The organism is Lysinibacillus fusiformis (assembly GCF_016925635.1).
GTDB lineage: Bacteria > Bacillota > Bacilli > Bacillales_A > Planococcaceae > Lysinibacillus > Lysinibacillus fusiformis_F.
In genome coordinates, this window is record NZ_CP070490.1 from 2,551,116 (window position 1) to 2,575,732 (window position 24,617).

At 37.2% G+C, this 24,617-nt stretch carries 23 protein-coding genes and 4 pseudogenes; 24 read left to right on the forward strand and 3 right to left on the reverse strand.

Features of this window, described 5'->3' with window-relative positions; all coding sequences use genetic code 11:
* The first annotated feature begins 10 nt into the window (after nucleotides 1-10).
* The 15 genes and pseudogenes from flgL to JTI58_RS24875 all read left to right on the forward strand — a co-directional run.
* Complete coding sequence (gene flgL, locus JTI58_RS12420) at nucleotides 11-934, forward strand: flagellar hook-associated protein FlgL (RefSeq protein WP_205441257.1); 924 nt, start codon at nucleotides 11-13, stop codon at nucleotides 932-934.
* 416 nt (nucleotides 935-1,350) lie between these two features.
* A pseudogene (locus JTI58_RS25225) lies at nucleotides 1,351-1,446 on the forward strand (helix-turn-helix domain-containing protein); the annotation flags it as partial.
* A gap of 63 nt (nucleotides 1,447-1,509) precedes the next feature.
* Complete coding sequence (locus JTI58_RS12430; protein WP_205441259.1) at nucleotides 1,510-1,665, forward strand: hypothetical protein; 156 nt, start codon at nucleotides 1,510-1,512, stop codon at nucleotides 1,663-1,665.
* Entirely contained in the window at nucleotides 1,662-2,504 is an 843-nt protein-coding gene (locus JTI58_RS12435; protein ID WP_243455999.1) for an IS3 family transposase, read from the forward strand. Before JTI58_RS12430 ends, JTI58_RS12435 begins: the two co-directional genes overlap by 4 nt.
* A 354-nt stretch (nucleotides 2,505-2,858) precedes the next feature.
* Nucleotides 2,859-4,196, forward strand: a complete 1,338-nt coding sequence (locus JTI58_RS12440) for an IS4 family transposase (RefSeq protein WP_205441261.1) — start codon at nucleotides 2,859-2,861, stop codon at nucleotides 4,194-4,196.
* 401 nt (nucleotides 4,197-4,597) lie between these two features.
* Nucleotides 4,598-5,164, forward strand: a complete 567-nt coding sequence (locus JTI58_RS12445) for a DUF6470 family protein (RefSeq protein WP_205441264.1) — start codon at nucleotides 4,598-4,600, stop codon at nucleotides 5,162-5,164.
* Between the two features lie 11 nt (nucleotides 5,165-5,175).
* Entirely contained in the window at nucleotides 5,176-5,613 is a 438-nt protein-coding gene (gene fliW / locus JTI58_RS12450) for a flagellar assembly protein FliW (RefSeq protein WP_205441266.1), read from the forward strand.
* A gap of 4 nt (nucleotides 5,614-5,617) precedes the next feature.
* Complete coding sequence (gene csrA, locus JTI58_RS12455) at nucleotides 5,618-5,827, forward strand: carbon storage regulator CsrA (RefSeq protein WP_205441269.1); 210 nt, start codon at nucleotides 5,618-5,620, stop codon at nucleotides 5,825-5,827.
* Nucleotides 5,828-5,908: 81 nt separating this feature from the next.
* The gene (locus JTI58_RS12460; RefSeq protein WP_205441272.1) at nucleotides 5,909-6,109 is read left to right on the forward strand and encodes a hypothetical protein; all 201 of its coding nucleotides are present in this window, start codon (nucleotides 5,909-5,911) and stop codon (nucleotides 6,107-6,109) included.
* Between the two features lie 175 nt (nucleotides 6,110-6,284).
* Nucleotides 6,285-6,416 (forward strand): annotated as a pseudogene (locus JTI58_RS25230) (helix-turn-helix domain-containing protein); the annotation flags it as partial.
* A gap of 115 nt (nucleotides 6,417-6,531) precedes the next feature.
* A complete protein-coding gene (locus JTI58_RS12470; RefSeq protein WP_205441278.1) occupies nucleotides 6,532-6,807 on the forward strand; it encodes a DDE-type integrase/transposase/recombinase in 276 nt (91 codons plus the stop codon).
* A gap of 386 nt (nucleotides 6,808-7,193) precedes the next feature.
* Nucleotides 7,194-8,918 carry a flagellin N-terminal helical domain-containing protein gene (locus JTI58_RS25080; RefSeq protein WP_279381273.1) on the forward strand — a complete coding sequence of 575 codons (1,725 nt, stop codon included), beginning with the start codon at nucleotides 7,194-7,196 and terminating at the stop codon, nucleotides 8,916-8,918.
* 174 nt (nucleotides 8,919-9,092) lie between these two features.
* Nucleotides 9,093-10,337 (forward strand): flagellin lysine-N-methylase, encoded by a 1,245-nt coding sequence (gene fliB / locus JTI58_RS12485; protein WP_205441281.1) that lies wholly within the window; start codon nucleotides 9,093-9,095, stop codon nucleotides 10,335-10,337.
* Between the two features lie 12 nt (nucleotides 10,338-10,349).
* Entirely contained in the window at nucleotides 10,350-10,736 is a 387-nt protein-coding gene (locus JTI58_RS12490; protein WP_205441283.1) for a DUF8042 domain-containing protein, read from the forward strand.
* 150 nt (nucleotides 10,737-10,886) lie between these two features.
* Nucleotides 10,887-11,027, forward strand: a pseudogene (locus JTI58_RS24875) (putative motility protein); the annotation flags it as partial.
* Between the two features lie 125 nt (nucleotides 11,028-11,152).
* Here JTI58_RS24875 and JTI58_RS12500 read toward each other — a convergent pair.
* Together JTI58_RS12500 and JTI58_RS12505 are read right to left on the reverse strand one after the other, a co-directional pair.
* Nucleotides 11,153-12,713, reverse strand: a pseudogene (locus tag JTI58_RS12500) (IS1182 family transposase); the annotation flags it as partial.
* Nucleotides 12,714-12,879: 166 nt separating this feature from the next.
* A complete protein-coding gene (locus JTI58_RS12505; RefSeq protein ID WP_205441285.1) occupies nucleotides 12,880-14,103 on the reverse strand; it encodes an IS110 family RNA-guided transposase in 1,224 nt (407 codons plus the stop codon).
* Between the two features lie 604 nt (nucleotides 14,104-14,707).
* On the opposite strand from JTI58_RS12505, the gene JTI58_RS12510 reads away from it, so the two are divergent.
* From JTI58_RS12510 to prfB, 9 genes are all read left to right on the forward strand, one after another.
* Nucleotides 14,708-15,088 (forward strand): flagellar protein FlaG, encoded by a 381-nt coding sequence (locus tag JTI58_RS12510; RefSeq protein ID WP_243456003.1) that lies wholly within the window; start codon nucleotides 14,708-14,710, stop codon nucleotides 15,086-15,088.
* Nucleotides 15,089-15,113: 25 nt separating this feature from the next.
* Complete coding sequence (gene fliD, locus JTI58_RS12515; RefSeq protein ID WP_205441288.1) at nucleotides 15,114-17,144, forward strand: flagellar filament capping protein FliD; 2,031 nt, start codon at nucleotides 15,114-15,116, stop codon at nucleotides 17,142-17,144.
* A gap of 19 nt (nucleotides 17,145-17,163) precedes the next feature.
* A complete protein-coding gene (locus JTI58_RS12520) occupies nucleotides 17,164-17,529 on the forward strand; it encodes a flagellar protein FliT (RefSeq protein ID WP_243456005.1) in 366 nt (121 codons plus the stop codon).
* A gap of 29 nt (nucleotides 17,530-17,558) precedes the next feature.
* Complete coding sequence (fliS, locus tag JTI58_RS12525; RefSeq protein WP_205441290.1) at nucleotides 17,559-17,972, forward strand: flagellar export chaperone FliS; 414 nt, start codon at nucleotides 17,559-17,561, stop codon at nucleotides 17,970-17,972.
* Nucleotides 17,973-18,167: 195 nt separating this feature from the next.
* Entirely contained in the window at nucleotides 18,168-18,551 is a 384-nt protein-coding gene (locus tag JTI58_RS12530) for a PilZ domain-containing protein (RefSeq protein ID WP_205441292.1), read from the forward strand.
* A gap of 100 nt (nucleotides 18,552-18,651) precedes the next feature.
* Nucleotides 18,652-19,203, forward strand: coding sequence for a ribosome hibernation-promoting factor, HPF/YfiA family (hpf, locus tag JTI58_RS12535; protein WP_004227537.1), 552 nt, complete (start codon nucleotides 18,652-18,654; stop codon nucleotides 19,201-19,203).
* Nucleotides 19,204-19,346: 143 nt separating this feature from the next.
* Entirely contained in the window at nucleotides 19,347-21,857 is a 2,511-nt protein-coding gene (secA, locus tag JTI58_RS12540) for a preprotein translocase subunit SecA (RefSeq protein WP_205441303.1), read from the forward strand.
* Nucleotides 21,858-22,233: 376 nt separating this feature from the next.
* The gene (locus tag JTI58_RS12545; RefSeq protein ID WP_205441305.1) at nucleotides 22,234-22,776 is read left to right on the forward strand and encodes a competence protein ComK; all 543 of its coding nucleotides are present in this window, start codon (nucleotides 22,234-22,236) and stop codon (nucleotides 22,774-22,776) included.
* 122 nt (nucleotides 22,777-22,898) lie between these two features.
* Nucleotides 22,899-24,003, forward strand: a protein-coding gene (prfB, locus tag JTI58_RS12550) for a peptide chain release factor 2 (protein WP_431844386.1) whose coding sequence is annotated in 2 segments (ribosomal slippage) — nucleotides 22,899-22,973 and nucleotides 22,975-24,003 — 1,104 coding nt in all. Because the reading frame shifts where the segments join, the coding sequence is not laid out codon by codon here.
* A gap of 44 nt (nucleotides 24,004-24,047) precedes the next feature.
* Here the strand turns inward: prfB and JTI58_RS12555 are convergent.
* Nucleotides 24,048-24,557 carry a competence protein ComK gene (locus JTI58_RS12555; protein WP_205441307.1) on the reverse strand — a complete coding sequence of 170 codons (510 nt, stop codon included), beginning with the start codon at nucleotides 24,555-24,557 and terminating at the stop codon, nucleotides 24,048-24,050.
* Between the last annotated feature and the right edge of the window lie 60 nt (nucleotides 24,558-24,617).

A 24,617-nucleotide genomic window follows, 5' to 3' on the forward strand; every position in this document is an offset into this window, starting at 1 on the left:
GGTTTTTAATATGCGTGTTACACAATCGATGTTATCGAATAATATGCTTCGAAATTTAAATACAAACTACAATAAAATGTCAACATATCAAGATCAGCTTAACTCTGGTAAAATGATTAACCGCCCATCAGACGATCCAGTAGTAGCGGTAAAAGGAATGGGCTACCGTATTGATTTAGATAAGATAGAGCAATACCAAAGAAATATACGCCAAGCACATACTTGGTTAGACTCAACAGATAAAGCGTTAGATCAAGTAGGTAATGTACTTAATCGTGTAAAGTCGTTAATTGTAAAAGCTGCTAACGATACGAATACAACTGCTGATCGCCAAAAGATTAATCAAGAAATTACACAAATTAAGCAGCATATTCAAGATTTAGCCAACACAAAGGTTGCGGAAAATTATATTTTCTCAGGAACGAATACAAGTAGTCCACTATTTAAAACGGATGGGACAATCCAAACGCCTACAGATTTAACGGGATTAGAAAAACCGATTGAAGTGAATGTATTTGATGGAATTAAGGTGCAAATTAATACAGGTGGCGTTGACCTGTTTGGGAATATTGACAACTTCATGACCGAGCTTCAAGATTTATTGAATTCAGACACATCAGGGGAGAAAATTGGCCAGGCGTTAGGGGCTAGCTTTACAAATGGAGCAAGTCCCACTATTCCAGGGCTTGATGCGCTAACAGAAGCCCTATTAGTAAAACGTGCAGAAATCGGAGCAAAGCAAAACCGTGTTGAGTTAATGGAAGAGCGTCTATCATTGCAAGAAATAAACATATCCAAACAAATGTCTTTAAACGAAGATACTGACTATGCAAAAACAATTACAAAAATGGTAACCGCAGAATCAATCCATCAAGCCTCCCTATCTGTAGGTGCGAAAATAATTCAGCAAACTTTAGTTGACTTCATCCGTTAGGATGAAGTCAACTAAAGTTCTATGCTGTTGAAAAAAGATGATGTCAACGGCAGAAAAAGCAACTTTGCAAGGTGAGAGGTTGATTTCCGTTCCGCCAGCGTCCTTTCCAATGGGTGTCCGATGAGCCGCTTCACTCACTGCGTTCGCTCCAGGGTCTCCTCTGTGACGCTATGAACTGCACCTAAAATATTGGACTTAAAATTCTACTGTAGGGGGTGCAGTTAGTGATTTCTGATGAACAAAAGTTAGCCGCAGTTCTAGCTTACTTTGAAGGAAAAGAAAGTACGTATCAGATTGCCAATCGATTACAGAGGGATTGACAGTACATTCGATTATGGATTGAATTATATCGCTATCATGGCATCGAAGGAATTATTCGTCCTCAAGGGTTCACGAATTACGAAGATTCTTTTAAAATAAAAGTAATTCAACACCTGATAGAGACGGGCGATTCGCTCCTTCAGACTGCTGCGAAGTTTAATATTCCTTCTCGTGAAACCATTCGGAGATGGAAAAAACAATGGATGTCAAAGGCTGGAGAGGTGCTCTATCAAATAGAAAAGGAGCACCAATCAATGCCAAAAAAACAACCACCTTCGTCCGATTTAAATGAAAAAACAACGGAAGAGTTAAAAGCGGAAATTGAGTATTTACGGATGGAAAACGCCTATTTAAAAAAGTTGAAAGCCTTAGTTCAAGAAAAGGAAGCCTTCAAACCGAAGAAAAAGTGAGAGCTGTGTATGAGCTAAGGCTGGAATTTCCACTTCAAGCTCTATTAAAAGTAGCGAAACTTAAGAAAAGTACGTATTATTATCATCTTCAAAAATGGGTAAAACCAGATAAATATCAGGCGATTAAAGAACGAATCCAGACACTTTTTCATCACCATAAGGGGCGTTATGGCTATCGTCGTATTTGTCTTGCCCTCCGAAAAGAAGGGATTTTCATCAACCATAAAACGGTCCAACGATTGATGAAAGAATTGGGCTTAAAAGGGACGATACGCCCTAAAAAATATCGTTCGTATAAAGGAACGGTGGGCTATGTCGCAGAGAATGTCTTCCAACGTGATTTTGAAGCCACTGCACCCAATCAGAAATGGGTAACCGATGTCACAGAGTTTAAAATAAATGGTCAAAAAATCTACGTATCGGCTGTATTAGATTTATTCAATCGAGAGATCGTTGGATATGGGGTATCAAAATCACCTAATTTTGAGTTAGTTCAACAGTCTTTTAAAAAGGCGTTTACGTATACAAAGTTATCGAAAAAGAGTGGCTTAATCATGCATTCTGATCAAGGATGGTTATATCAAATACCACGTTTTAAAGCGTTATTGGCAACGCACGAAATCAAGCAAAGTATGCCACGGAAAGGAAATTGTTTAGATAATGCCGTGATAGAAAGCTTTTTTGGTATTCTGAAATCAGAATTTCTGTACACAACTACGTTTAGAAACTACGGAGAATTCAAAAAAGCGTTGGTAGACTATATCCACTACTACAATCATGAACGGATAAAAATAAAACTCAACGGAAAAAGTCCCGTTGAGTATCGAAAAGCTTCGTAAAAAAGTTTATATTTTTGGGGTCAGATCAGACGCTGGCTCCACTCCAATCAACCATGCTGCAAAGTGTCTTTACTTTTTTTCAAAGTAGCATAGCGATCAAATCGCCCATTAACTGTATTCTTAGAGGGGATGAGCTCTTATTTTCAATGTGGAGAAGTGAAGCGTGACAAAACCTCTTCATAAAGAGTAGTGAACACCTTCCCTTTATTTGAACACCTTTGCTAAAAAGTCAGTGGGTTGGAGTGGAAGGCTACTTGACCATAGCCGTGTCCTTAGTGATTTCCTTTATTCGTGGGTTCATATTTCTCTTATCAAGGTATAGATAAGTACACTTGATAAAGGAGGTCCAGCAAAATGAAACCAGAAAATATTCAATTACTTGCGCCACTTTTTCAGATACTTGGGAAAAATGAAGTAAAAGAGGTGGGTAGATTATCGGGTTTTATTCAACGCGAGCGTTCGTTTAGTGCGGCACAATTTTTACACTTTCTGTTTTTGAAAAAGAGTGAGATTGTCAGTGATTCGCTTGAAACGCTTTGTACGGACTTGGCGGAGCAGGATATATTTATGACGAAATCGGCTCTTAATAAACGCTTTGATGAACGGGCTGTTACTTTTTTGGAAACCATTTTTGGACGATTATTCAAAACGCAGCTTCAACTCGCCTTCCCCAAGCTAACGGGATACACATTTACTCGAATACGTATTTTAGATAGCACAACGATCAAATTGCCAGATGCCTATCAGGGAAATTTTCAGGGTGTCCATTGTTCGTCTGTTAAAGTGCAAGTGGAGTTTGATTATTTAACCCAACAGCTACTTTATTTTGATTTAATGAACGGACGTGATGCCGATAATCCAGCAGGAATGACGCGATTACCTTTGATTCAGGAGAGAGAACTGGTTCTACAGGATTTAGGCTATTTTCAATTCGATTTTTTTAAAAAGGTGCACGCAAAAGGTGCTTTCTATATCACAAAAACGAAAAAAGATACGCAATTGTTTGTCGAAGTAAGTCATCCACCTCGTCATCCAAATGGGAAATTGATTGAAAGTCGCCGTTACAAACAAATTCATTTAGAAGAAATCGCATTAGATATGGTACGTGGCGAATACAAAGAGTGGTCCCAATTATTTGTAGGACGACACGAAAAAATGCCTGCACGTTGTATTCTCTATCGCCTCTCAGAGGAACAGAAAAAAGAGCTACACAAGCGGGAAAAAAGAAGACGTCAAAAGAAACAAGGGCAAGTCCATAAAAATGAAGTAGAACAAATACCTGGAGTGGTCATCTATTTAACAAATGTATCAGAGGATATGCCAGCAAGTGAAATTCATGAACTTTACCGATTACGCTGGCAAATCGAGCTCTTATTTAAAACATGGAAATCAGATTTAGAAGTCGATAAGGTGAAGAAGGTGAAGATTGAACGATGGTTATGTCATTTCTATCTTCAAAGTATTGTGCTTTTATTGACTGAAATGATCATGGGAATGATGAGAAATGATCTATGGGTGACAAGAAAACGGAGGATTAGTGAAAGAAAGACGGTCCGGTTGATTGCGAAACAAATAAATCGACTTTTAAAAAGTATGTGGCATTCGAAAAAACAGCTATATGTCTATTTCGATACGCTCACCCGAAACGTTTCGTCATTTTGCCTAAAGTGTAAAAAACGCAAAACTTCTTAAAAGTCGATGTAAACCCAATATTTGGATGGATAATTTGTATAGTTTATTTAGTGAGGCCATTTTTCCCTCACTCCTTGTGTAATACCCATTTTAAACAGAAGATAAACACACGAAAATCTGGCATAGGATGTCTGATGTTTTCTTAAGGACACGGCTATGGCTACTTGACTCCCGTGGGATCGCGAGACAGGCCTCTCAACGGAGCGATAGCGGAGGTCGCCCATAGGAAAGCAAGTAGCCTGCAACGGAAATCCATTTTCACCTTTCAATTGACTGTTTTGTTTTTCAACACTAAAGTTCTGTAATGAAAGCGAAGCGACAGTCACAAGGGTTTTAATAGAAAAGTTATTTCATCCGTTAATAACTACTAACATCAGGTCCTAGAAAGGGGAGGGATTTGCGTGCAAGTACCACGTATGGAGATGACACGTCAAGGTATCCAACTCCACATGAAAACGATTCCTGCTGAGCAGCGAATAGAGCAAAAGCCTGCTGATTTACAAATCGAACAACCAGCAGCCGTTCTAGAAATAAAAACGACTAGACCCACATTAAATATGGACAGAAGTAAATTTTTGGGGGATTTGGGGTTTAAAGAAATGGGCGTAGTCATAGCGGAATATGCGGATAAAGGACGTAAAGATTTACTTAGTGGGATTGCGCGTCGTGCTCAAGAAGGAAGGAAGTTGATGTTAAGTGCGGGAAAAGGACAGGGAGCACAGCCCATTCAGTCCATTGCAAAAGAAAACTACGGACCGAAACGACCTGGCCCATATAATATTAAATTTATCCCTTCTTATCAATCGATTAAAATACAATACAAACCTAGTAGTGTAGACATCCAGGTACAACCTCAAAAACCAAAAATTGATGTGATGATTCAAAAACCAATTCATGAATACACAAAAGGCAAAACACAAATCGATGTTTTACAATATCCATCAATAACGATTAATTGGACTATTTAAAGGAGAATTTGATGAAAATACAAACAGCTTACTGGAATGAACTTGAAATTAATGAAGCAGACATGATCTACTTTCAGCATGGGCTACCAGGATTTGAAGAAGAACGACAATTTGCCATGTTGCCCATCTCTGACGAAAGTATTTTTCAAGTGCTACAATCCGTCAAAACAAAGGAACTGGCATTCATTGTGACGAGTCCGTTTATCGCAGTGAAGGACTATAGCTTTGACTTAGAGGAAGCCACAATCGAAGCTTTACAAATTCAAGAGGTTCATGAAGTGGCTGTTCTAGGCATCGTGACTTTAAAGGATACATTAACGACTTCTACCATTAACTTAACAGCACCGATTGTTTTGAATACAACAAACAAACAAGCAAAACAGATTATTTTAGATAATAATGCATTTATGATTCGTCACCCATTAAACATCCCGAAAGAAGAGGGGTGAAGCTATGCTCGTACTATCAAGAAAAGTAGGGGAAACAGTATGGATTGGTGATGATATTGAAATCGTCATCACAGAGATAAAAGGTGACTACGTTAAAGTAGGTGTACGTGCCCCTAGAACAATCGATATTATTCGAGGAGAGCTACGTCATGATGTAAGTGAAGCAAACGTGGAAGCAGTCGCAAAGTCGATTGATTTTTTTAAGAATAAATAATGGAGAACCGTTAAACTGAAATGCTCCCCCATTAGGTAGACAGATTAAAAAGTAAAATCTGTTTATCGATGGGGAGCTTTTATGTCTAATCAGAGATTTGCAACAGAGACAAAATTATTAGCGATTCAATATGTAGAGGAAAGTCTTTATACAAAAGAAGAAGTTTGTCGAATGTTTTCCGTTAATCTAAGTAGTTTAAGTGTTTGGCATACTAAATTTATTGTTGGTGGAGCTGAAGCACTTAATTCTACGCTAAAGAGGCCGAAGAGAAGGCTGTGGTAGATTATATATACATCCAGTAACTATACGATGTTAGAGGCGCTCTAAAAGTATGGGATTAGCGAATTATCGGTATCAAAAAGTTGTTGAAAATCTATATTAGTCATAGTGAAATAAAATATTTGGGTAAAGGAATGAGCCAAACTATGACGAAAGGAAGAAAAAAACTGTAGAAGAGCGCATTGAAATCGTGAAAGCTTGCCTAACGAACCGAAAAAATCACCAACAAGCGGCAGCTCAATATGAGGTGTCCTACCAGCAGGTGTATCAATGGGGACGTAAGTTTAAGTTGGACGGAGAGTATGTGTAAAAAAATGGATTAGCACGCAAATTTACTGCGGAAAAACCAAATTAAAAATGGTGTACAGATGTAATGGAATTTAAAAATGGTCCATATAAAAAAGCCAATTTAAGTGTGGCTAGATTTGTTTGATCAGTCAATTGTGTGCTATGTTTTAGGGCATTCGAATAACAATGGACTCGTATTAAATACCATCAAACCTGCAATTCGAAGGTTAGCTGAAGATGAATGTCCGATTTTACAGAGTGATCGTTTTTTTCAATATACCTCGAAACAGTTTAAGCAAATCATACAAGAAGCAAAAATAGTACATAGCATGTCGAGAGTAGGTCGCTGCAGCGATAACGGACCGAATGAAGCATGTTGGGGCACATTAAAAGTAGTGAAGTATTATTTATAGAAGTTTGAAGTTTGCGACGTATGAGGCACTAAAACACGCTCTTGATACCTATATCAAATTCAATAACAATAATCGTTCAAGAAACACTACACGGCTTGGATCCTTTAGAATACAGGAATCAAGCCGTTTAAAGCATTTTATTATTTCCACTGTCTACTTGACAGGGAGCAGTTTAAGCTACAGCAAGTTCTTTTTTGTTCACAGAATAACAATATTTTAGAATTCCTAAAAAATATTTTATAAAATGTCTTAAACAATTTGAACTTCAAACGATAATAATAGTGTAAGCAAGTGATACTAGCCCGGCCGGATAGCATCTCTTCTTCTAAATACATTGATCGCTCACAAGGACGTGAGCGAAAAAACATTCCAAGGAGGAACGTATTATGAGAATTAACACGAATATCGCAGCTTTAAACACACACCGCCAATTAACGAATGCAGCTAATGCCCAATCAAAATCAATGGAGAAATTATCTTCGGGCTTCGCAATTAACCGTGCTGCAGATGACGCAGCAGGTCTTTCAATTTCTGAAAAGATGCGTGCTCAAATTCGTGGTCTTGAACAAGCTGGAATTAACGCGCAAGATGGTATTTCTTTAATTCAAACAGCGGATGGCGCGCTAGGTGAAACACAAGAAATTTTAAAACGTATGCGTCAGTTAGCAACTAAATCGGCAGATGGAACAAAAACTGAGGATGACCGTCAAGCTTATCACAAAGAATTAGAGCAATTAAAAACTGAAATCGACCGAATTTCTGAATCGACAGAATTTAACACGAAAAAACTTTTAAACGGAGATTTAAGCAAAGACGGCTCTCTTAAAGTTGGCGGCAATGTTGTCGGTGTAGCGACTGTCGTTGGTGGTGAAAACCCTGTTACTGCTACTAAGTACCAAGTAAATGGTGGTACTACTGATTCTGGTACAGGACAAATAAAGATTGAAGGAGCTCAGACGTCTGCACTGAATGATGTCAAGCTTAGCTTCAAGCTAGGAGCCGATACGCAAGATCCTACAGCTTACTACGATGCAGACAAGAAAGAGCTTGTTATTACATTATCTGCTAAAATGGACTCTAATACCGATGCTAAACTACAAACAGCTATTGGTACAGCAATAAAATCTTCTGGTTTAGTTGAAAAGGCAAGTGATGGTAAGTATTATTACAAATCAACAGGCGATGAATTCCAAGATGATGGCTCAGACTTTAAATTTACTGGATTTGACACTAAAGTCACTGCAGCTACAGATAAAATTATTAAACAAGAACAAATTGATGAATTAAATAAATCATTAACATACCTAAATGGAGCAGCTGCTGTAACGGGAGCAGCAGGCTTCGCAGAAAAGTTCCAAATTGGTGATAAGCCTGGTGACACACTTACAATTGCATTTACGCAAATGAAAAATAAAGACGGAGATACTGTTAACGATTTATTAAATGGTTATACGTTTAAGTTTGTAGCTGGCAACCAATCTTACATCCAAACAGCTGTAGATGATCACGATAAAACGATTACAGTTGCCCTTTCTTCTGAAAAAACATTGAATACAGCTGATGATATTAAAAATGCATTAAAAGGCTTAGTTGTAAATGGTGTAGCATTAGATGATTCAAATATGACATTTACAGTAACTGGTACAGGTGACTTAGCTGCAGGTAAAGGCTTCGATGGAAGCAAATTCGCGAATCAAGGAAAAATTGATAATGACGGATTAACATTACAAATCGGCGCCAATAATGCTTCAGAACAACGCCTTAAGTTAAATATTGAAGACATGAGTGCAAAAGCTTTAGAAGTGAATAAAATTTCAGTTGCTACACAAAAAGGAGGAGCTGATGCGATTTCTGTAATCGATAAAGCATTAGCTGCTGTTTCAAGCCAACGTGCTACATTCGGGGCTGTACAAAACCGCTTAACTCACACAATTAAAAACTTAGAAACGACTGGTGAAAACTTATCGGCAGCGGAATCTCGTATTCGCGAAGTAGATATGGCGAAAGAAATGATGGAACAAACGAAAAATTCGATCCTTTCTCAAGCAGCACAAGCAATGTTAGCTCAAGCTAATCAGCAGCCACAAGGCGTATTACAATTATTACGTTAATTTTAAAAACACAAGGGACTCTAGCAATGCTAGGGTTCCTTTTTCATTCATTCAGAAGATCATTTACATACACCATTAAAATTATTATTACCTATCTAATTTTTTGCTGCAAACTGTAATCAATCATAAGGATTGACCGATAATAAAGGTAACTTAATTGAAGGAGTGAATGATATGTCAACCAATCAAAAGAAACAACGAATGCTTGTACCGCAATATATGCAACATTTTTCTTGCATTGGCTCTGCCTGTGAGGATTCTTGTTGTATAGGGTGGAACGTTAATATAGACGAAGATACATATAAAAAATACAAAAGGTCGCGGAACGAAGAATTAAAGCCGTTATTTGAAGAAAATATAAAAAGACAGCGTTCTCGTACAACAAAAGACTCGTTTGCAAGAATAAAAATGGATAATAGCGGTAGATGTAGCTTCTTGTCGGAGGAAAATTTATGTAAAATACAATTGAACTTAGGAGAAGAATATTTATCGAATACTTGTACGATTTATCCGCGCATTCCGAAACGCGTAAATAATGTAATCGAGAAATCTGCTACGATGTCATGCCCGGAAGCGGCGAGATTAGCTTTATTAAATCCAGAGGGAATAGAATTTGACGAAATAGAAGAGCCGATGAATTCTCGCCAACTATTGATGCGAACGATCGATACGCAAGCATTACACGTTAGCAATAAGGTGGAAAAATATTTTTGGGAGTTACGTATATTTACGATCCAATTGTTACAAAATCGTGCGTACACATTAGATGAAAGAATCATTATTTTAGGACTTTTTTATCAAGAAATTCAAAAGCTTGTTGATGAAAAAAATATCCACGACATTCCAAGTAGTATTGCAAAATATATGAATTTAACGGCAGATAATACCTTGAAAAAGTGGATTGATGATATTCCGTCACAATTAGCGATTCAAATTAAGCTATGTAAGGAGCTCGTTGACTTCAGGTTCAATTACACTATTTCAGGTGCGCGTTATTTAGAGTGTTTAACTGAGGTGCTTAATGGTCTTCATTTTACTGAAGAAAATTCAATAGAAAATATAGAAATTCAATATCGCAAAGCAATGACGGGTTATTATAAGCCGTTTATGCAAGAGCATGAATACATTTTAGAAAACTATTTAGTAAATAATGTGTTCAAAAATTTATTCCCGCTTGAACAAAAAACGGTTTTTGAAGATTATGTAATGCTTGTTGTGCATTATGCGTTAATTAAGTTGCATTTAATCGGAATGTCGGGCTTTCATGAAGGGTTGACAACTGATTTAGTTATTAAATTAATCCAATCTTTTTCAAAAACAATAGAGCATAATAATATGTATTTAAACAGAATATTAAGTATTTTAAAAGCAAATGAAGTTACATCAATGTCTTATATGGCAATTCTGATAAAAAACTAGTGAGGGTGGAAGATGACAAATTTAAAAATAGAAGATATCCAATTAGTGCGGGAGTATTTAGCACTGTTAGAAACAGTTGAGGAAGGTTTAGCGTACGTTGTTGCTAGCTATTCTGATCTTATGAAAACCGAGAGCGATACAGTTTTAATGGATGTTTTACTTGCATTTTCAAGCATTATTCAAACGAATCAAGTCTTTGAGTCAATTTTTGAACAAGAAGGGGCCATTGTTAATTTGGTGCGTGATTTTAGTAATGTAACGAATTCCGCGTTCCAATTAGAAGAAAATTTATTGGATCGAAATATTAAATTTAGAATAGCAAAAGATAATATTACGCCATTGTTTAATGCTTGGAAAAAAGAGGCACAAGTCGTTTTAGGACCACTAGTTGCGCAATAAAGTTTGAATAGATGCATAGAAAATGCAAATATAAAGCCCGAATTTTCCGAAATAATGAATTGTAGGATTAAACAATCGAAGGAGTTTACGAGAGATATTGCGAAAATATCAATGATGTTGAGTCAAAGTCAAGTGTAGCAGGAGGCATCATTAGCAGTAATGAGTAGGGCAATGGGTGCAGCGCAGCAACAAGGAAATACAGTAGTACAGTTGATGGATAGAGCCAATGTGCAGCAATTGCAATATGCAGCGCAACCACATCTTGGTGGAAATATTGACATAAGTGTATAAGTGAATAAAATAATTGTGTGAAATGTAGAGGCTGGGACATAACTAGCTTCAATTAGTGAGAAATCCAAATTTGAATTCATTCAAATTTGGATTTCTCTATTTTTTATGTTGTCTCCATACCTAATGGCTGTGAATTTTCTTAAATTCACAGCCATTAATGCCAGACCTATTTCATTTTTAACCTTCGATTTTCCTCGAACAGAAAATCGAGTGAAACGCAAATTAGCTTTCAAGAATCCAAAAACTGGTTCCACATCAATTTTGCGTTGACGATAAATGGTACTCGTTTTTTCTTCTGAAAGCTTTGTTCTTACATATTCTTTTTGCTGTTCCCACTTCTCATTCACTATTAACTTACGATTATTTCCTTCTTTTGCTTTTGTACATAATGAACGGAATGGGCATTCGGAACAGTCTTCACATTCGTATACCTTAAACTCGCGCGTGAAATCATATTGATCCGTTCTCGTGGTACGATATTTAAATACAAGCTGTTGTTGGTTTGGACATGTGTATTGATCATTTTCTTCATCATAATCCCAGTATGCTGTATTGAATTCGTTTTGTTTATACTTTTTCTTTTGTTCTTTTAAATACAAGTTATACGTAATTAAGGCTTCTCGTTTACGATTCGAAAGGATATCATCATAATTTTGTTCGCTACCATATCCAGCATCTGCAACAACGTGTTTTGGTAGCTCAAAATAATGTTGTTCGATTTCATCTAAAAACGGGATTAAGGTACGTGTATCCGTTGGGTTCGAATAGATACTGTAGGCAAGCACATATTGACCTTCTGTTGCGACTTGGATGTTATAACCTGCTTTCAATTGACCATTTTTCATATAGTCATCCTTCATTCGCATAAATGTGGCATCTGAGTCCGTCTTGGAATAACTATTTCGCATGCCAAAGATTTCAAAGTCTTTTTGATATTTTAGTTTACGTACAATATAGTCGATTAATTGTTTGCGTGCTTGCTTTGGGAATTTCCGTTCGGCTCTTAAAGCTTTTCGCGCAGCTACATCCGATGAATCCTCTATTTTTTGATCATACGCGGAAATCACTTCGTCTACTTTTTCTACCATCTGGGCGAGCTCTTCTACTGCTAATTCTTCTACATTTTCTCGTTCAATTTCTGGTATGATTTCTTTTTCGAGTAGCTCATCGTATAACTGGTTTGATTTTTCAATTAATCCGTTATGATATTTCTCGATGGATTTTTTCCACACGAAAGTAAATTTGTTCGCATTGGCTTCGATCTTTGTTCCATCAATAAAAATAGCTTCCTGATCAATTAATTCTTCTTGGAGCCAACTGGCAACGGAATTGGACGAAACATTGGCGGATCAACTCTTTCATTTCTGGTTGAACACGAAAACGGTTGATCGTGCGGTAGCTTGGTTCATACCCTTGAGCTAGCCACATCATCCGAAGACTATCTTTTAATAGGGCTTCAATTTTACGCCCTGAGAAGACAGATTGTGTATAAGCACATAAGATAATTTTAAGCATCATGCGTGGATGGTAGGCAGGACAGCCTTCATTTCGAAGGAATGATTCAAACGCTTCAGGCGAGATACTTTCAACTAAATGGTGGACATGGAAGGCAATATCATTTTTTTGTAATGTTACTTCTAAATCTAAAGGCAAAACTAATGGATTCATGTTATAATTTTTAAACATACGGATCCTTCTTTCTGTATAATTTTGTTGTGGTGACTTAATTTTATCAGAAGTGATTCTTATTTTTTTATGAAAAAATTTCACACTCATTTTTAGATACGCCAAAAAGACCTGACGATTTTTATTTTTTTCGAAAGGTCATTATGATATAGTTCTATGTAGGTGATTACGATTTCTGAGCTGGTAGTGCGGACTCATAATCGTAAAGAATGCCACGCGTCAGTAACTGAAATGTCACTTTCAGAAACTTATTGATGCAGGCGATGATCGCAACCTTATGAGGCTTCCTCTGAGGTTGCTTTTTTAATTTGTAGTAATAGTCCACAAAATGATTCGGTTTTCCTTTAGCCATAAGCATGGCGCACACCATAAAATATAAAATCTTTCGTAAATGTTTGTTTCCTCGTTTATTAATCCTGTCTCGATATTGCGTATTTCCAGACTGGTACCGCATAATATCAATGCCTGCGTATGCGTTCAGTTGTTTCGCATTTTGAAAGCGGTGGATGTCACCAATCTCTCCAATTAATCGGCACGCCGTTGAATCGCCAATTCCAGGAATCGATCGAAATACTAGATATTCTTTTCGTCCTTCCGACAATTCCACCATCTGTTTCACAAGAGTATCTTTCTTCTCTTGTAAATCCGCAATGCGAGCTGCGTAATCTCGTGCTTGATCACAACGAATATCTGTTGGTTTAATCACGGGGTAACTATTTTCAGCTGCTTCTAATAATGTAATAGCTTTAGCCTCCGCACGCATTAGCGAGAGGTTTTTTCGCGTATTGGCCTTTAAACGATTTTTAATCATCGTTTTTGAATGGGCTTGTAAAAGTGCGGGGTGTGGATAGAGTTGTACAATATTTAAAAATAGTGCTGAACTCGGTGTAATCAGCTTTTCTAATTCTGGAAAACTCAGCTGTAAAATGGCATGCATTCTACTTTTGAGTAAAATGATTTCTTCATCAATTTCATCGTAGTAACGAGTCAGTGCACGCATCTGTTCATAATAATCGTCTTGTATGTACGTTATTTCGCGTTCCATTTTAAAATGAGTCTTCGCAAGTTCATGGGCATCACTAATATCGGTTTTATGACGACGCATCGTTGCCATCTGTAAATTCGCTTCAAGTGGATTCATGCGGCAGTATGCGTAGCCGTAATCTTTGAAAAATGCTTCGATAGGTTTTGAATAGGTACCTGTTGCTTCAAATACGATAGCTGGTGCTTGTCCATCTTGTTTGGACATCTCTACTATTCGTTCGTTTAATCGCTCAAAATCACCGCGTGTATGAAGTAGCACACCTTCGAATTCACATTGGCGGTGACCATCATAAATCGCAACAATACTTTTTCCTTTACTGACATCTAACGCAATGACATGTTTCATCTCATTCTTCTCCTTTTGACCAACCATAGAAGCCTTCACAGTACCTTATTGATTCCACTTTCTTATACACGATCTCTTAGGACCCAACATACTAAACTGATTTCTCTAAGGGTATGAAGTTAGCCGGTTTTATATACGGACTCACAAATGGTCCCAGAGGCTGGTCGACTTTTCTTCACTTCTACAATAAAAAATAGTAGCACAAACCATGGCCTTGGTTTGTACTACTAATGTTAGTATGTTTTTTAGGAAGGGGAAGATCTTTTGACGAGTGGGGAAGAGGAGCGGGCATTTTTAGAAGCGCAGTTACAATGGGTATGGGAACGTGATACGTTATTTGCACAAGTAGAAGTAAAAGTTATATAAGATGAGAGCAATTGCTGAAAAAATACAGACAAAAGAATGACCACCATATGAACAAAGAACGATTCAAGAACAGTTTGACCAATTGAAAGTCGAAGTGGCGTATACGGAGAAGCTATTGCAGATTCGGCATAACTAAGGTACAAATAATAATTTTTTGCTAACAGGCAATGAAACGTAAAATTAGCGAATTAATGACCGATATAAACAATAATAAGGATATGACGAGGGAGGAGTATAGATGCGTATCGATGGAAGTAGTGTATCAATGACACAATTAACAAATAGACCAGTAGAAGTGCAAGTAGCGAAAGTATCAGAGGAAAGAATAGCTATAAAGGAAGAGGCGAAAGCACAAATTCAAAAAGAACAAGAACAACAACAAGAACAAGAAGTACCAGTTAACAATCTAGAAAAAGCAGTCGATTCATTAAATGAGATTTTCAAAATTAATAACAGTGAGTTGAGATTTAAACTCCATGAAGGCTTAGGGAAATATTATGCAACGCTAGTTGACTCAGAAACAGAGGAAGTCGTTCGTGAGATTCCTGCGAAGAAAATTTTAGATGTTTTTTATGAAATGCAAAAATTATTGGGATTATTTGTAGATAAGAAAATTTAACGAGTAAACGTTTGGAGGAGATTGTATGGCAGCAATGCGAATTGGTGGATTAGCATCTGGTATGGATATTGATGGAATGGTAGAAAAGCTAATGGTGGCTCAACGTGTGCCGATGGATAAGTTAGAGCAGCAAAAACAAAAATACGAATGGCAACGTGATGCATACCGTGAAATGAATAAGAAATTAACAACTTTTGATAATTATATTGCTGATAACTTTATTTTAAAAAGCTTAAATGCTAAAGCAGCAACAAGTTCAAATGTAGACTTAGTTGGCGTAAAAGCGACAAGTGCTGCGGTAGGTTCGTTGTCTATTGAAAGTGTGTCTCATTTAGCAACAGCCGCACGTGGAATTGGTGATAAACAAGTGAGTGCTGTAGGTAGTACGAAATTAAGTACGCTAGGCATCACAGGTAATTCGATTTCTTTGAAGTCAATTCAAGCAGATGGTGAGTTAGCGGAGAAGGCTACCGAGATTAAAATTGATTCGACTATGACGATTAATGAATTTGTAAGTAAAATTAATAGCAGTGCTGCAGGTGTTTCAGCAATATTTGAAAACGGTCGTTTGTCGATTACCGCGAAAAATACAGGTGATAATAAATCAGGTGCGGAAGTACAAGTGACAGACGGTGCAGACGTATTTGGCAAATTAGGATTTACTTCGCTTTTAGGAAAAACATCGGGTGATTTAGCGACGGGTGGTACGAATGCACTTTTTGAAGTAAATGGGATTGCGACAGAACGTACTACAAATAACTTTACGCTGAATGGTTTTAATGTAACTTTAAACAAAAAATTCAATGAAGATAAAGCACATAGCAGATTGTTAGAAGAGGAAACAAAAAAGCGTGATAATGCTTTAAATGCCTTGAATACTACATTGAATAATTTAGAAACAACGTATTTTGGAGCAATTAGCGGTGGGGATTTAAATACCCGGATGCAAAATTTAACAAAAGAGCTTGATGATAATATTCAAATATATCAAAATTCTAAAGATATGGCTAGTACAAACTTGACTGACAAGCGTTCGCTTATAGTAGGAGGATCAACAGCAGGGGAATTATTTGATAACTTATCCACCGAGAATCAACAACTACTGTCAGATACAAGTGACTTTAATAGTTTAACAGCGGAACAACAAGCGATTTTTGGTGGTAGTGCAGAAGCGTTTACGTCGTTAAAGGATGTACAATCTGCACAAACGACGTTTAATGACGAAAGTACCAAACTAGCAAATGCACAGGCAGCAAAGTCGAATTTACAAATGAACAAGCAAACGTATGATGTAGCCGAATCATCAGTGAGTGACTTAAATGCAAGTGCACCAACTCCTTCTGTAACAACTGCGCCAGTTACAATGTCGGCTACAACAAATGTAGATGAAATAGTAGACCGTATTAAAGATTTTGTGAATACGTATAATGGTTTAATTAAAGATTTGAATACTAAACGAACAGAGGAAGTATATCGTGATTTCAAACCATTGACTACTCTTCAAAAGCAAGCAATGAAAGAAAATGAAATTAAGCTATGGGAAGAAAAGGCGAAAAGCGGGATGTTAAGAGGCGATTCAATCATTCAAAGTGGCTTATCTGCCTTGCGTGAGTTACAGTATCATAAAGATTCTAGTATCATAAACCCAAAATATAATTCATTGCAGAATATCGGTATTTCTTCTTCGAGCGACTGGACTGCGGGTGGAGCATTAGAAATTAATGAAGCGGAATTACGAGAGGCATTACAAGAAGATCCAGATGCAGTTGTTCAATTGTTGACGGGAGAAGGTGCGTCAGAAGGCTACTTGCGTAAAATTCGTAAGGAATTGGACACAATGGAAAAGAATATCGATGAACAAGCAGGTCGCGCGACGATGACTGAAGCGCAATATGAATTAGGTAAAAATTTAAAAGATGTGAATCAACGCTTGACTGATTGGCAAACGAAATTACAATCAATTGAGAGTCGTTATTGGCAGCAATTCGGTGTGATGGAAGCGATGATTAATAAAGCAAATAGTCAATCTTCAATGCTAATGAGTACGTTTTCGTAATTAGCCCGGGAGTGAATGTATGATGAAAGAATTAGAACAACAGTTGTTACAGTTGTCAGCAAAGATATTTCAACTACTGAGCCATGTGCCGATCGGTGAAGAGAGAAGTACGTATATGGAAAAAGTCGATGCGGAGTTAGATGAGCGAGGTAAAGTCATTGCAAAAATGCATGAAGAAAGTGTTCTTTTAAGTAAAGATAACAGCTCTCATAGGGTGCTACTAGAATTAGATCAAGGCATTCAAGAGCGATTGAAGCTTGTGATGGCCAGTTTAAAAAAAGATATGAAAAATATGCAGTCCTCGAAGAAGAACGAAGAACATTATATTAATCCTTATTCTTCGGTTCGTGTGATGGATGGTAAGTATTACGACCAAAAAAAATGAAAATGCATAAATAGAGGAGAGTTTTACTAATGGCTATTAACAATGCAGCTGCTTTTAATACGTATAAACAAAATAGTGTAACGACTGCTTCCCCTAGTGACTTAACTTTAATGTTATATAATGGTTCTTTAAAGTTTTTAGGGAAAGCAAAAGTGGCGATTGAAGAAGGTTCAATTGAAGAGAAAAATACGAATCTTCAAAAATCACAAGCTATTATTGCAGAATTAATGTCAACATTAAATATGGATATTGAAGTTTCAAAAAATATGTTAGCCCTCTATGAATATATGAAAAGTCGTTTAGTAGAGGCCAATATTCAAAATGATATTGCGATTATCCAGGAAGTAGAAGGATTTGTGACGGAATTTCGCGATACGTGGAAGGAAGTTATTCGCATTAATCGACAACAGCAATTTGGTCAGGGAAACAGCGGACAAATTTAGACACAATTAGAGACCATCATCAAAAGATGGTCTCTTTTCTTTGTGACAGAGTAATTATCTAGAAATTATTGATAAATAGTCATAAATTAGGCTATTGATCGGTAAAATATGTTACTTATTCCCTGTGGCTGTTAGTTGGGCATCATGGCATAATCAAAGCAATAAACATGTTTAAAAGAGTACTGGGGTGGGAATATGATTTTTAAGCGTCAAGAAGGTTTCCGATTTAAATTTGAGGAGCCAATTCAAATAACTTTTGCTATTTATGAGAATGGAAAGGTCAATCATGGACAAACGGCTATGGCTGATTTGTTGGATATTAGTCCACGTGGGTTAAAGATGTTTACAGAAGTAGATTTAGGTATAAACCCTCCACCATTAGATATCCATTTTGTGCTGGATACACAAGAAGTTCGCGCTTATGGAGAAGTGATTTGGAGTCGTCCATTTGGGAACGGCAAGCAATACGGCATCTATTTCAATAATCAAGGACCCGTGGAAGATTTGATTGTTGAAGAACTAAAGCTTCGACGCAAAAAGGAAGCAGCTGAAGCGAAAAAACAAAATAATAATTTATAAAATTTATAAAAATTTTTTGTAAAAAAAAGAATGATTTTAGAGGAATTTCACACACTTGTGTAGAAATAGATAGTATAGCAGTTATAAAGGAGGAGTTTACATGTTAAACTTTAACATTCGTGGTGAAAATATTGAGGTAACTCCAGCTATTCGAGAGTATGTTGAGAACAAAATCGATAAAGTTGAACGCTATTTTAACGAAGATGTTAATGCCAACGCTAATGTCAATTTAAAGGTTTACAATGACAAACAAACTAAAGTGGAAGTTACTATTCCAATGAAGAACCTAACTCTTCGTGCTGAAGAGCGTCATAATGATATGTATGCTGCTGTTGATCTAATTGTTGATAAATTAGAGCGTCAGATTCGCAAGCATAAAACAAAAGTAAACCGTAAATTCCGCGAGCGTGAAGGTGCAGGCCTTTATTTTGCTACTACTCAAGCAGCCGCTGATGCAGTATCAGAGGAAGAAGAATATTCAATTGTTCGTACAAAGCAATTTGATTTAAAACCTATGGATCAAGAAGAGGCAGTTCTACAAATGAATATGCTTGGACATGATTTCTATGTCTTTACAGATGCTGAATCGAACGGCACAAATATTGTGTATAAACGTAAAGATGGAAAATATGGCTTAATTGAAACAACTTAAAACTTCATGATGACAAAGGCTCTCGCGATGGCGAGGGTCTTTTTTTGTATGACAATCATATGTAGCCGGGGTGACAGTTTGCATGAAACTGTTACACAATGGTAAAATGAAAGTTGAATCTATATAGGAAGTGAAAAACATTCATGGCAAACCTATTAAATAAATTATTTGATTTCAATAAACGTGAGCTAAAAAAATTAGAAAAAATCGCTGACCAAGTTGAGGGATTCGCTTCTCAAATGGAACAGCTTTCAGATGATCAATTACAAGCGAAAACAGATGAATTTAAAAAACGCTATGCTGATGGCGAACATTTAGAGTCGATTCGTGGCGAAGCTTTTGCTGTTTGTCGAGAAGCGGCAAAACGTGTATTAGAGATGTACCCATTCCGCGTTCAAATCATGGGGGCTGCTGCTCTTGATGAGGGGAATATCGCAGAGATGAAGACCGGGGAAGGTAAAACATTAACAGCGACAATGGCTGTTTATTTGAATGCCATCACTGGTAAAGGTGTACATGTTGTAACGGTCAACGAATACCTAGCGAGTCGTGATGCTGCTGAAATGGGACAACTTTATAATTTCTTAGGCTTATCTGTTGGGCTTAATTTAAATAGCCTCTCAAAAGATGAAAAACGTACTGCTTATGAGGCTGATATTACGTATAGTACAAACAATGAGCTAGGCTTTGACTACTTACGTGATAATATGGTGCTGTATAAAGAAGAACGTGTACAACGTCCATTGCATTATGCGGTGATCGATGAGGTCGACTCAATCTTAATTGATGAAGCGCGTACGCCATTAATTATTTCGGGTCAAGCTGGGAAATCAGCACAGCTTTATAAACAGTCCAATGCATTTGTACGTATGTTAAATGCAGAGACAGATTATACGTATGAAGAATCAACAAAAGGTGTTACGTTAACAGATGCAGGTGTAGAGAAGGCAGAAAAAGCATTCGGCATCGATAATCTATTTGATTTGACACATGTTCGTTTAAACCATGCCATTAATCAATCATTAAAAGCACATGTGAGTATGCATAATGATGTAGATTATGTTGTGCAGGAAGGCGAGATCGTTATCGTTGACGGTTTTACAGGTCGTTTGATGAAAGGGCGTCGTTACTCTGACGGTTTACACCAGGCAATTGAAGCCAAGGAAGGCGTAGAGATTCAAAATGAATCGATGACAATGGCAACAATTACCTTCCAAAACTATTTCCGTATGTATCAAAAGTTAGCAGGGATGACAGGTACAGCGAAAACAGAGGAAGAGGAATTCCGTAATATTTATAATATGAACGTTGTGGCTATTCCTACGAATAAACCGATTGCTCGTGATGACCGTGCTGACTTAATTTTTGCCACTATGGAAGGAAAATATAAAGCGGTAGCTGCAGATATTGCAGAGCGACATCAAGCGGGTCAACCAGTACTTGTAGGTACAGTTGCCATTGAAACGTCTGAAATTATTTCAAGATTATTGGATAAGTATAAAATTCCACATAATGTATTAAATGCGAAAAACCATGAACGTGAAGCTGAAATCATTGCCAATGCTGGTTCAAAGGGTGCTGTGACAATTGCAACAAACATGGCTGGTCGTGGTACAGATATTAAACCTGGTGAAGGCGTACTCGAAATTGGTGGTTTAGCGGTAATCGGTACAGAGCGACATGAATCCCGTCGTATTGACAATCAGCTTCGTGGACGTTCTGGTCGTCAAGGGAATCCTGGGGTTACACAATTCTATCTATCCCTAGAGGATGATTTAATGCGTCGTTTTGGCTCTGATAATATGAAGTCTATGATGATGCGCTTAGGTATGGATGACTCCCAGCCATTGCAATCTAAAGTGGTGTCGAGAGCTGTAGAATCAGCGCAGAAACGTGTCGAAGGTAATAACTTTGATGCGCGTAAACGATTATTACAATATGACGATGTATTACGTCAGCAACGTGAAATTATTTATAAAGAGCGTTATGATGTGCTGGAAACAGAAAATATGCGTGTGCTTGTTGAGTCTATGATTCAAGAAACAATTGATAATATTGTTAGCTTGTATACTCAAGGTGAACAGAAAGATTGGAACTTAAAGGCAATTGAAGACTTTGTAGCAGCCAATCTTTTAGAGGAAGGTCAACTTAAAGTATCTGATTTCCAAGGCAAGTCTGTTGAAGATATTAATCAGTTGATTTCTGATGCAGTTCATATTCGTTATGATGAAAAAGAGGTAGAACTGACACCAGAGCGTATGCGTGAGTTTGAAAAGGTCATTTTATTACGATCAATCGATACAAAATGGATTGATCATATTGATGCAATGGATCAACTACGTCAAGGTATCCATCTTCGTGCATATGGTCAAAACGATCCGCTTCGTGAATATCAACAAGAAGGCTTTGCGATGTTTGAGGATATGGTAGCCTCTATTCGTGAGGATGTAGCAAAATATGCGATGAAAGCAGAAATCCGCAATAATCTTGAGCGTGAAGAGGTGGCGAAGGGGCAGGCTGTTAATCCGAAAGAAGAAGGTGGCTCTGCTCCGAAAAAGCAACCAGTTCGTAAGGCTGAAAACATTGGCCGTAATGATTTATGTCCATGTGGAAGCGGTAAGAAATTTAAAAACTGTCATGGTACGGCTCAATAATATCTAGATGAAAAAATCATTTTAACTACGTGTTAAAATGATTTTTTCTTTTTAAAATAACTCAAAATTGAAGAAATTTTAGCATTAAAAAGTCAGAATTTATAGACAATTGAAAAATATGGGTATACAATAGCTGTAATAATAGGCATATAGTACAAGTTTTTTTATCCTATTATTATCCTAAATTATTAATTATAAGACCAAGACTTAAGGAGGATCGGGATTTTCAAGAAGGTTTCTTGGAGAAATGGGTAGGTGTGTTGAAAAAAATTTCAAGCAATCTTACTCGTTGAAAATATCGGGAATGTACGGATATTGGTATATTCCTTTTTATTATGACTGGAAGCAACATAAAATGTATAAAGGGGGACTATAGATGCATAAAAAAGATATTATGAATAGTGAAACAATGATGTATATGCCTGTGTATGATTCCTTTGGAAATTTATGTACGCAGGTGTATGAGAAAAATAATGAGTATATATCTACGCTACCACCCACGAAATTATTGGACTTTAATCTGCGTTATTTTGGTTCTAGTTTAAGAGGAGCATTCGATGGTTCGAAAATGATTCTAGGCAAGCTTAATAAAAATCCTATAGTGGTGGATGAACGATGTAATATTCTATGGTTCCCTAGTAGATCTCCTCTACATCCCGAATGTATTTGGTTCGCTGTCCATCATATTGATGAATATAACGCTGTGGATAAAAAGAGGACAAAGGTCACTTTTATGAATGGCAAGGAATTTATTGTGGATGTCAGTGTTAATGCGTTAGAGTCTCGAATTCAAAGAGCTTTTTTATTAAAATATAGACTAGAGAAACGAACAAAATATTTACTTGTTCAGTATGATCGTGTGAAAGTATTTCAACGTCTTGCCAAGAATATGGTGGAGGACGAGACGCAAGATAGTTGACTTAATACCATAAAACATCTGCTAGATAGTATGTTTTCCTTTGTAAAAACGTTATAATAAAAAGATACGGGGCTTTGTGAATGAAGTGTTAGCTCCATGACTAACGTTCGGAGGATTTAACGATGATTGAATTAGCAGATGTACGCAATGTGTTAGACACTACAGCCAAAAAATTGGTGGACTTTAGGGGGTCTCTTTGACTTAGAAAACAAAGAGGCACGTATTCAGGAGCTAGATGAAATGATGCTAGAGCCAGGCTTTTGGGATGATCAGCAAGGTGCACAGGTGATTATCAATGAAGGCAATAGCCTAAAAGCCATTGCCAATGAATATAAAGATTTAGTGGAAACGCATGAAAATTTAGATATGACACTGGAGCTTTTACGTGAAGAATCAGACGAAGAATTGCAGGAAGAGCTAGGCAAAGAACTAGCCGAATTCCAACAAAAAATAGCTGATTTTGAGCTGCAACTGCTGTTAAGTGGTCCATATGATCAAAACAATGCCATTTTAGAGCTGCATCCTGGAGCTGGTGGTACGGAATCACAGGATTGGGGTTCAATGCTTTTACGTATGTATACGCGATGGGCGGAAAAGCGCGGATTTAAAGTGGAAACGGTAGACTATCTGCCTGGAGATGAAGCTGGGATTAAATCTGTAACATTGTCGATTAAAGGTCACAATGCTTTTGGTTATTTACAAGCAGAAAAGGGTGTCCATCGTCTAGTACGTATTTCTCCATTTGATTCGTCTGGCCGCCGTCATACGTCTTTCGTTTCCTGCGATGTTATGCCAGAGTTCGACGACAATATTGAAATCGATATTCGTACAGAGGATTTAAAAATTGATACGTATCGTGCAACAGGTGCGGGTGGTCAGCATATTAATACGACAGATTCTGCCGTTCGTATTACGCATATCCCTACTGGTACGGTCGTACAATGTCAAGCTGAGCGTTCCCAGATTAAAAACCGTGAAAAAGCGATGACGATGTTAAAAGGGAAGCTATATCAACTAGAGCTTGATAAACAGCAGGCACAGCTAGATGAAATACGTGGTGAACAAAAAGAAATAGGCTGGGGCTCTCAAATTCGTTCGTATGTTTTCCACCCATACTCGATGGTAAAGGATCATCGTACAAATGAAGAGACAGGTAATGTGGGCGCAGTGATGGATGGCGATTTAGATCCATTTATTAATGCTTATTTACGTTCAAAAATAAATTAATACACAGATTCCCCAAGAGTGAGATGCTCTTGGGGAATTTTTTGTTAAAAGGGCGGATGATAGGGTGCATCTTGGCTAAGCTGTTTTCGTTCATTCATGTAATATTTATAAAGCATAGATGCGTTAAGAAATTGTTTACTAATGGATGCATATCGAATAGGTAGTTCAATTTGTTTATTATTTTTTAACGTTACAGTACACCCCATTTCACTAGGTGTAATATTGATAATTGCATGAAGCCCAATCCATATATTGTGAATGGAGCTTGGTGAATAAGTTGGTAAAAAAATACAGGGATAACCGTAATCAAAGGCCACGACGACTGGTAACTTGTGTTGATTGCCGAAGAAACGCTTAGCCGATTGTTTTGCGGCTTCATAGGTGGAGCCTAATGAGATACAGGATTTTCGAAGGACATGCATCGGTTTGCGCGTAACAATCAGCTCATTATGCTTATCAATCACATGCGTGAATACTTTGGAATCATGCTGAATGGGTTGCAGTAAATAAGTGTTGAATGAAATTAAGTAGCCATTTACAAAATTAGTTGTCATATAGGGAGTGCCTCCTTTTTTCTAGTAATAACGGTAGTGTAGAACAGAAAATGACTTTCA

Bases quoted from the DNA above. Each gene is read 5' to 3' on its own strand.
- csrA (WP_205441269.1), top strand. From the start codon at position 5,618: ATGCTCGTACTATCAAGAAAAGTAGGGGAAACAGTATGGATTGGTGAT.
- fliD (WP_205441288.1), top strand. From the start codon at position 15,114: ATGGCAGCAATGCGAATTGGTGGATTAGCATCTGGTATGGATATTGAT.
- secA (WP_205441303.1), top strand. From the start codon at position 19,347: ATGGCAAACCTATTAAATAAATTATTTGATTTCAATAAACGTGAGCTA.
- JTI58_RS12490 (WP_205441283.1), top strand. From the start codon at position 10,350: ATGACAAATTTAAAAATAGAAGATATCCAATTAGTGCGGGAGTATTTA.
- JTI58_RS12505 (WP_205441285.1), bottom strand. From the start codon at position 14,103: ATGAAACATGTCATTGCGTTAGATGTCAGTAAAGGAAAAAGTATTGTT.
- fliB (WP_205441281.1), top strand. From the start codon at position 9,093: ATGTCAACCAATCAAAAGAAACAACGAATGCTTGTACCGCAATATATG.
- JTI58_RS12555 (WP_205441307.1), bottom strand. From the start codon at position 24,557: ATGACAACTAATTTTGTAAATGGCTACTTAATTTCATTCAACACTTAT.
- fliW (WP_205441266.1), top strand. From the start codon at position 5,176: ATGAAAATACAAACAGCTTACTGGAATGAACTTGAAATTAATGAAGCA.
- JTI58_RS12440 (WP_205441261.1), top strand. From the start codon at position 2,859: ATGAAACCAGAAAATATTCAATTACTTGCGCCACTTTTTCAGATACTT.
- fliS (WP_205441290.1), top strand. From the start codon at position 17,559: ATGGCTATTAACAATGCAGCTGCTTTTAATACGTATAAACAAAATAGT.
- JTI58_RS12545 (WP_205441305.1), top strand. From the start codon at position 22,234: ATGCATAAAAAAGATATTATGAATAGTGAAACAATGATGTATATGCCT.
- JTI58_RS12460 (WP_205441272.1), top strand. From the start codon at position 5,909: ATGTCTAATCAGAGATTTGCAACAGAGACAAAATTATTAGCGATTCAA.
- JTI58_RS25080 (WP_279381273.1), top strand. From the start codon at position 7,194: ATGAGAATTAACACGAATATCGCAGCTTTAAACACACACCGCCAATTA.
- hpf (WP_004227537.1), top strand. From the start codon at position 18,652: ATGTTAAACTTTAACATTCGTGGTGAAAATATTGAGGTAACTCCAGCT.
- JTI58_RS12520 (WP_243456005.1), top strand. From the start codon at position 17,164: ATGATGAAAGAATTAGAACAACAGTTGTTACAGTTGTCAGCAAAGATA.
- flgL (WP_205441257.1), top strand. From the start codon at position 11: ATGCGTGTTACACAATCGATGTTATCGAATAATATGCTTCGAAATTTA.
- JTI58_RS12510 (WP_243456003.1), top strand. From the start codon at position 14,708: ATGCGTATCGATGGAAGTAGTGTATCAATGACACAATTAACAAATAGA.
- JTI58_RS12430 (WP_205441259.1), top strand. From the start codon at position 1,510: ATGCCAAAAAAACAACCACCTTCGTCCGATTTAAATGAAAAAACAACG.
- JTI58_RS12530 (WP_205441292.1), top strand. From the start codon at position 18,168: ATGATTTTTAAGCGTCAAGAAGGTTTCCGATTTAAATTTGAGGAGCCA.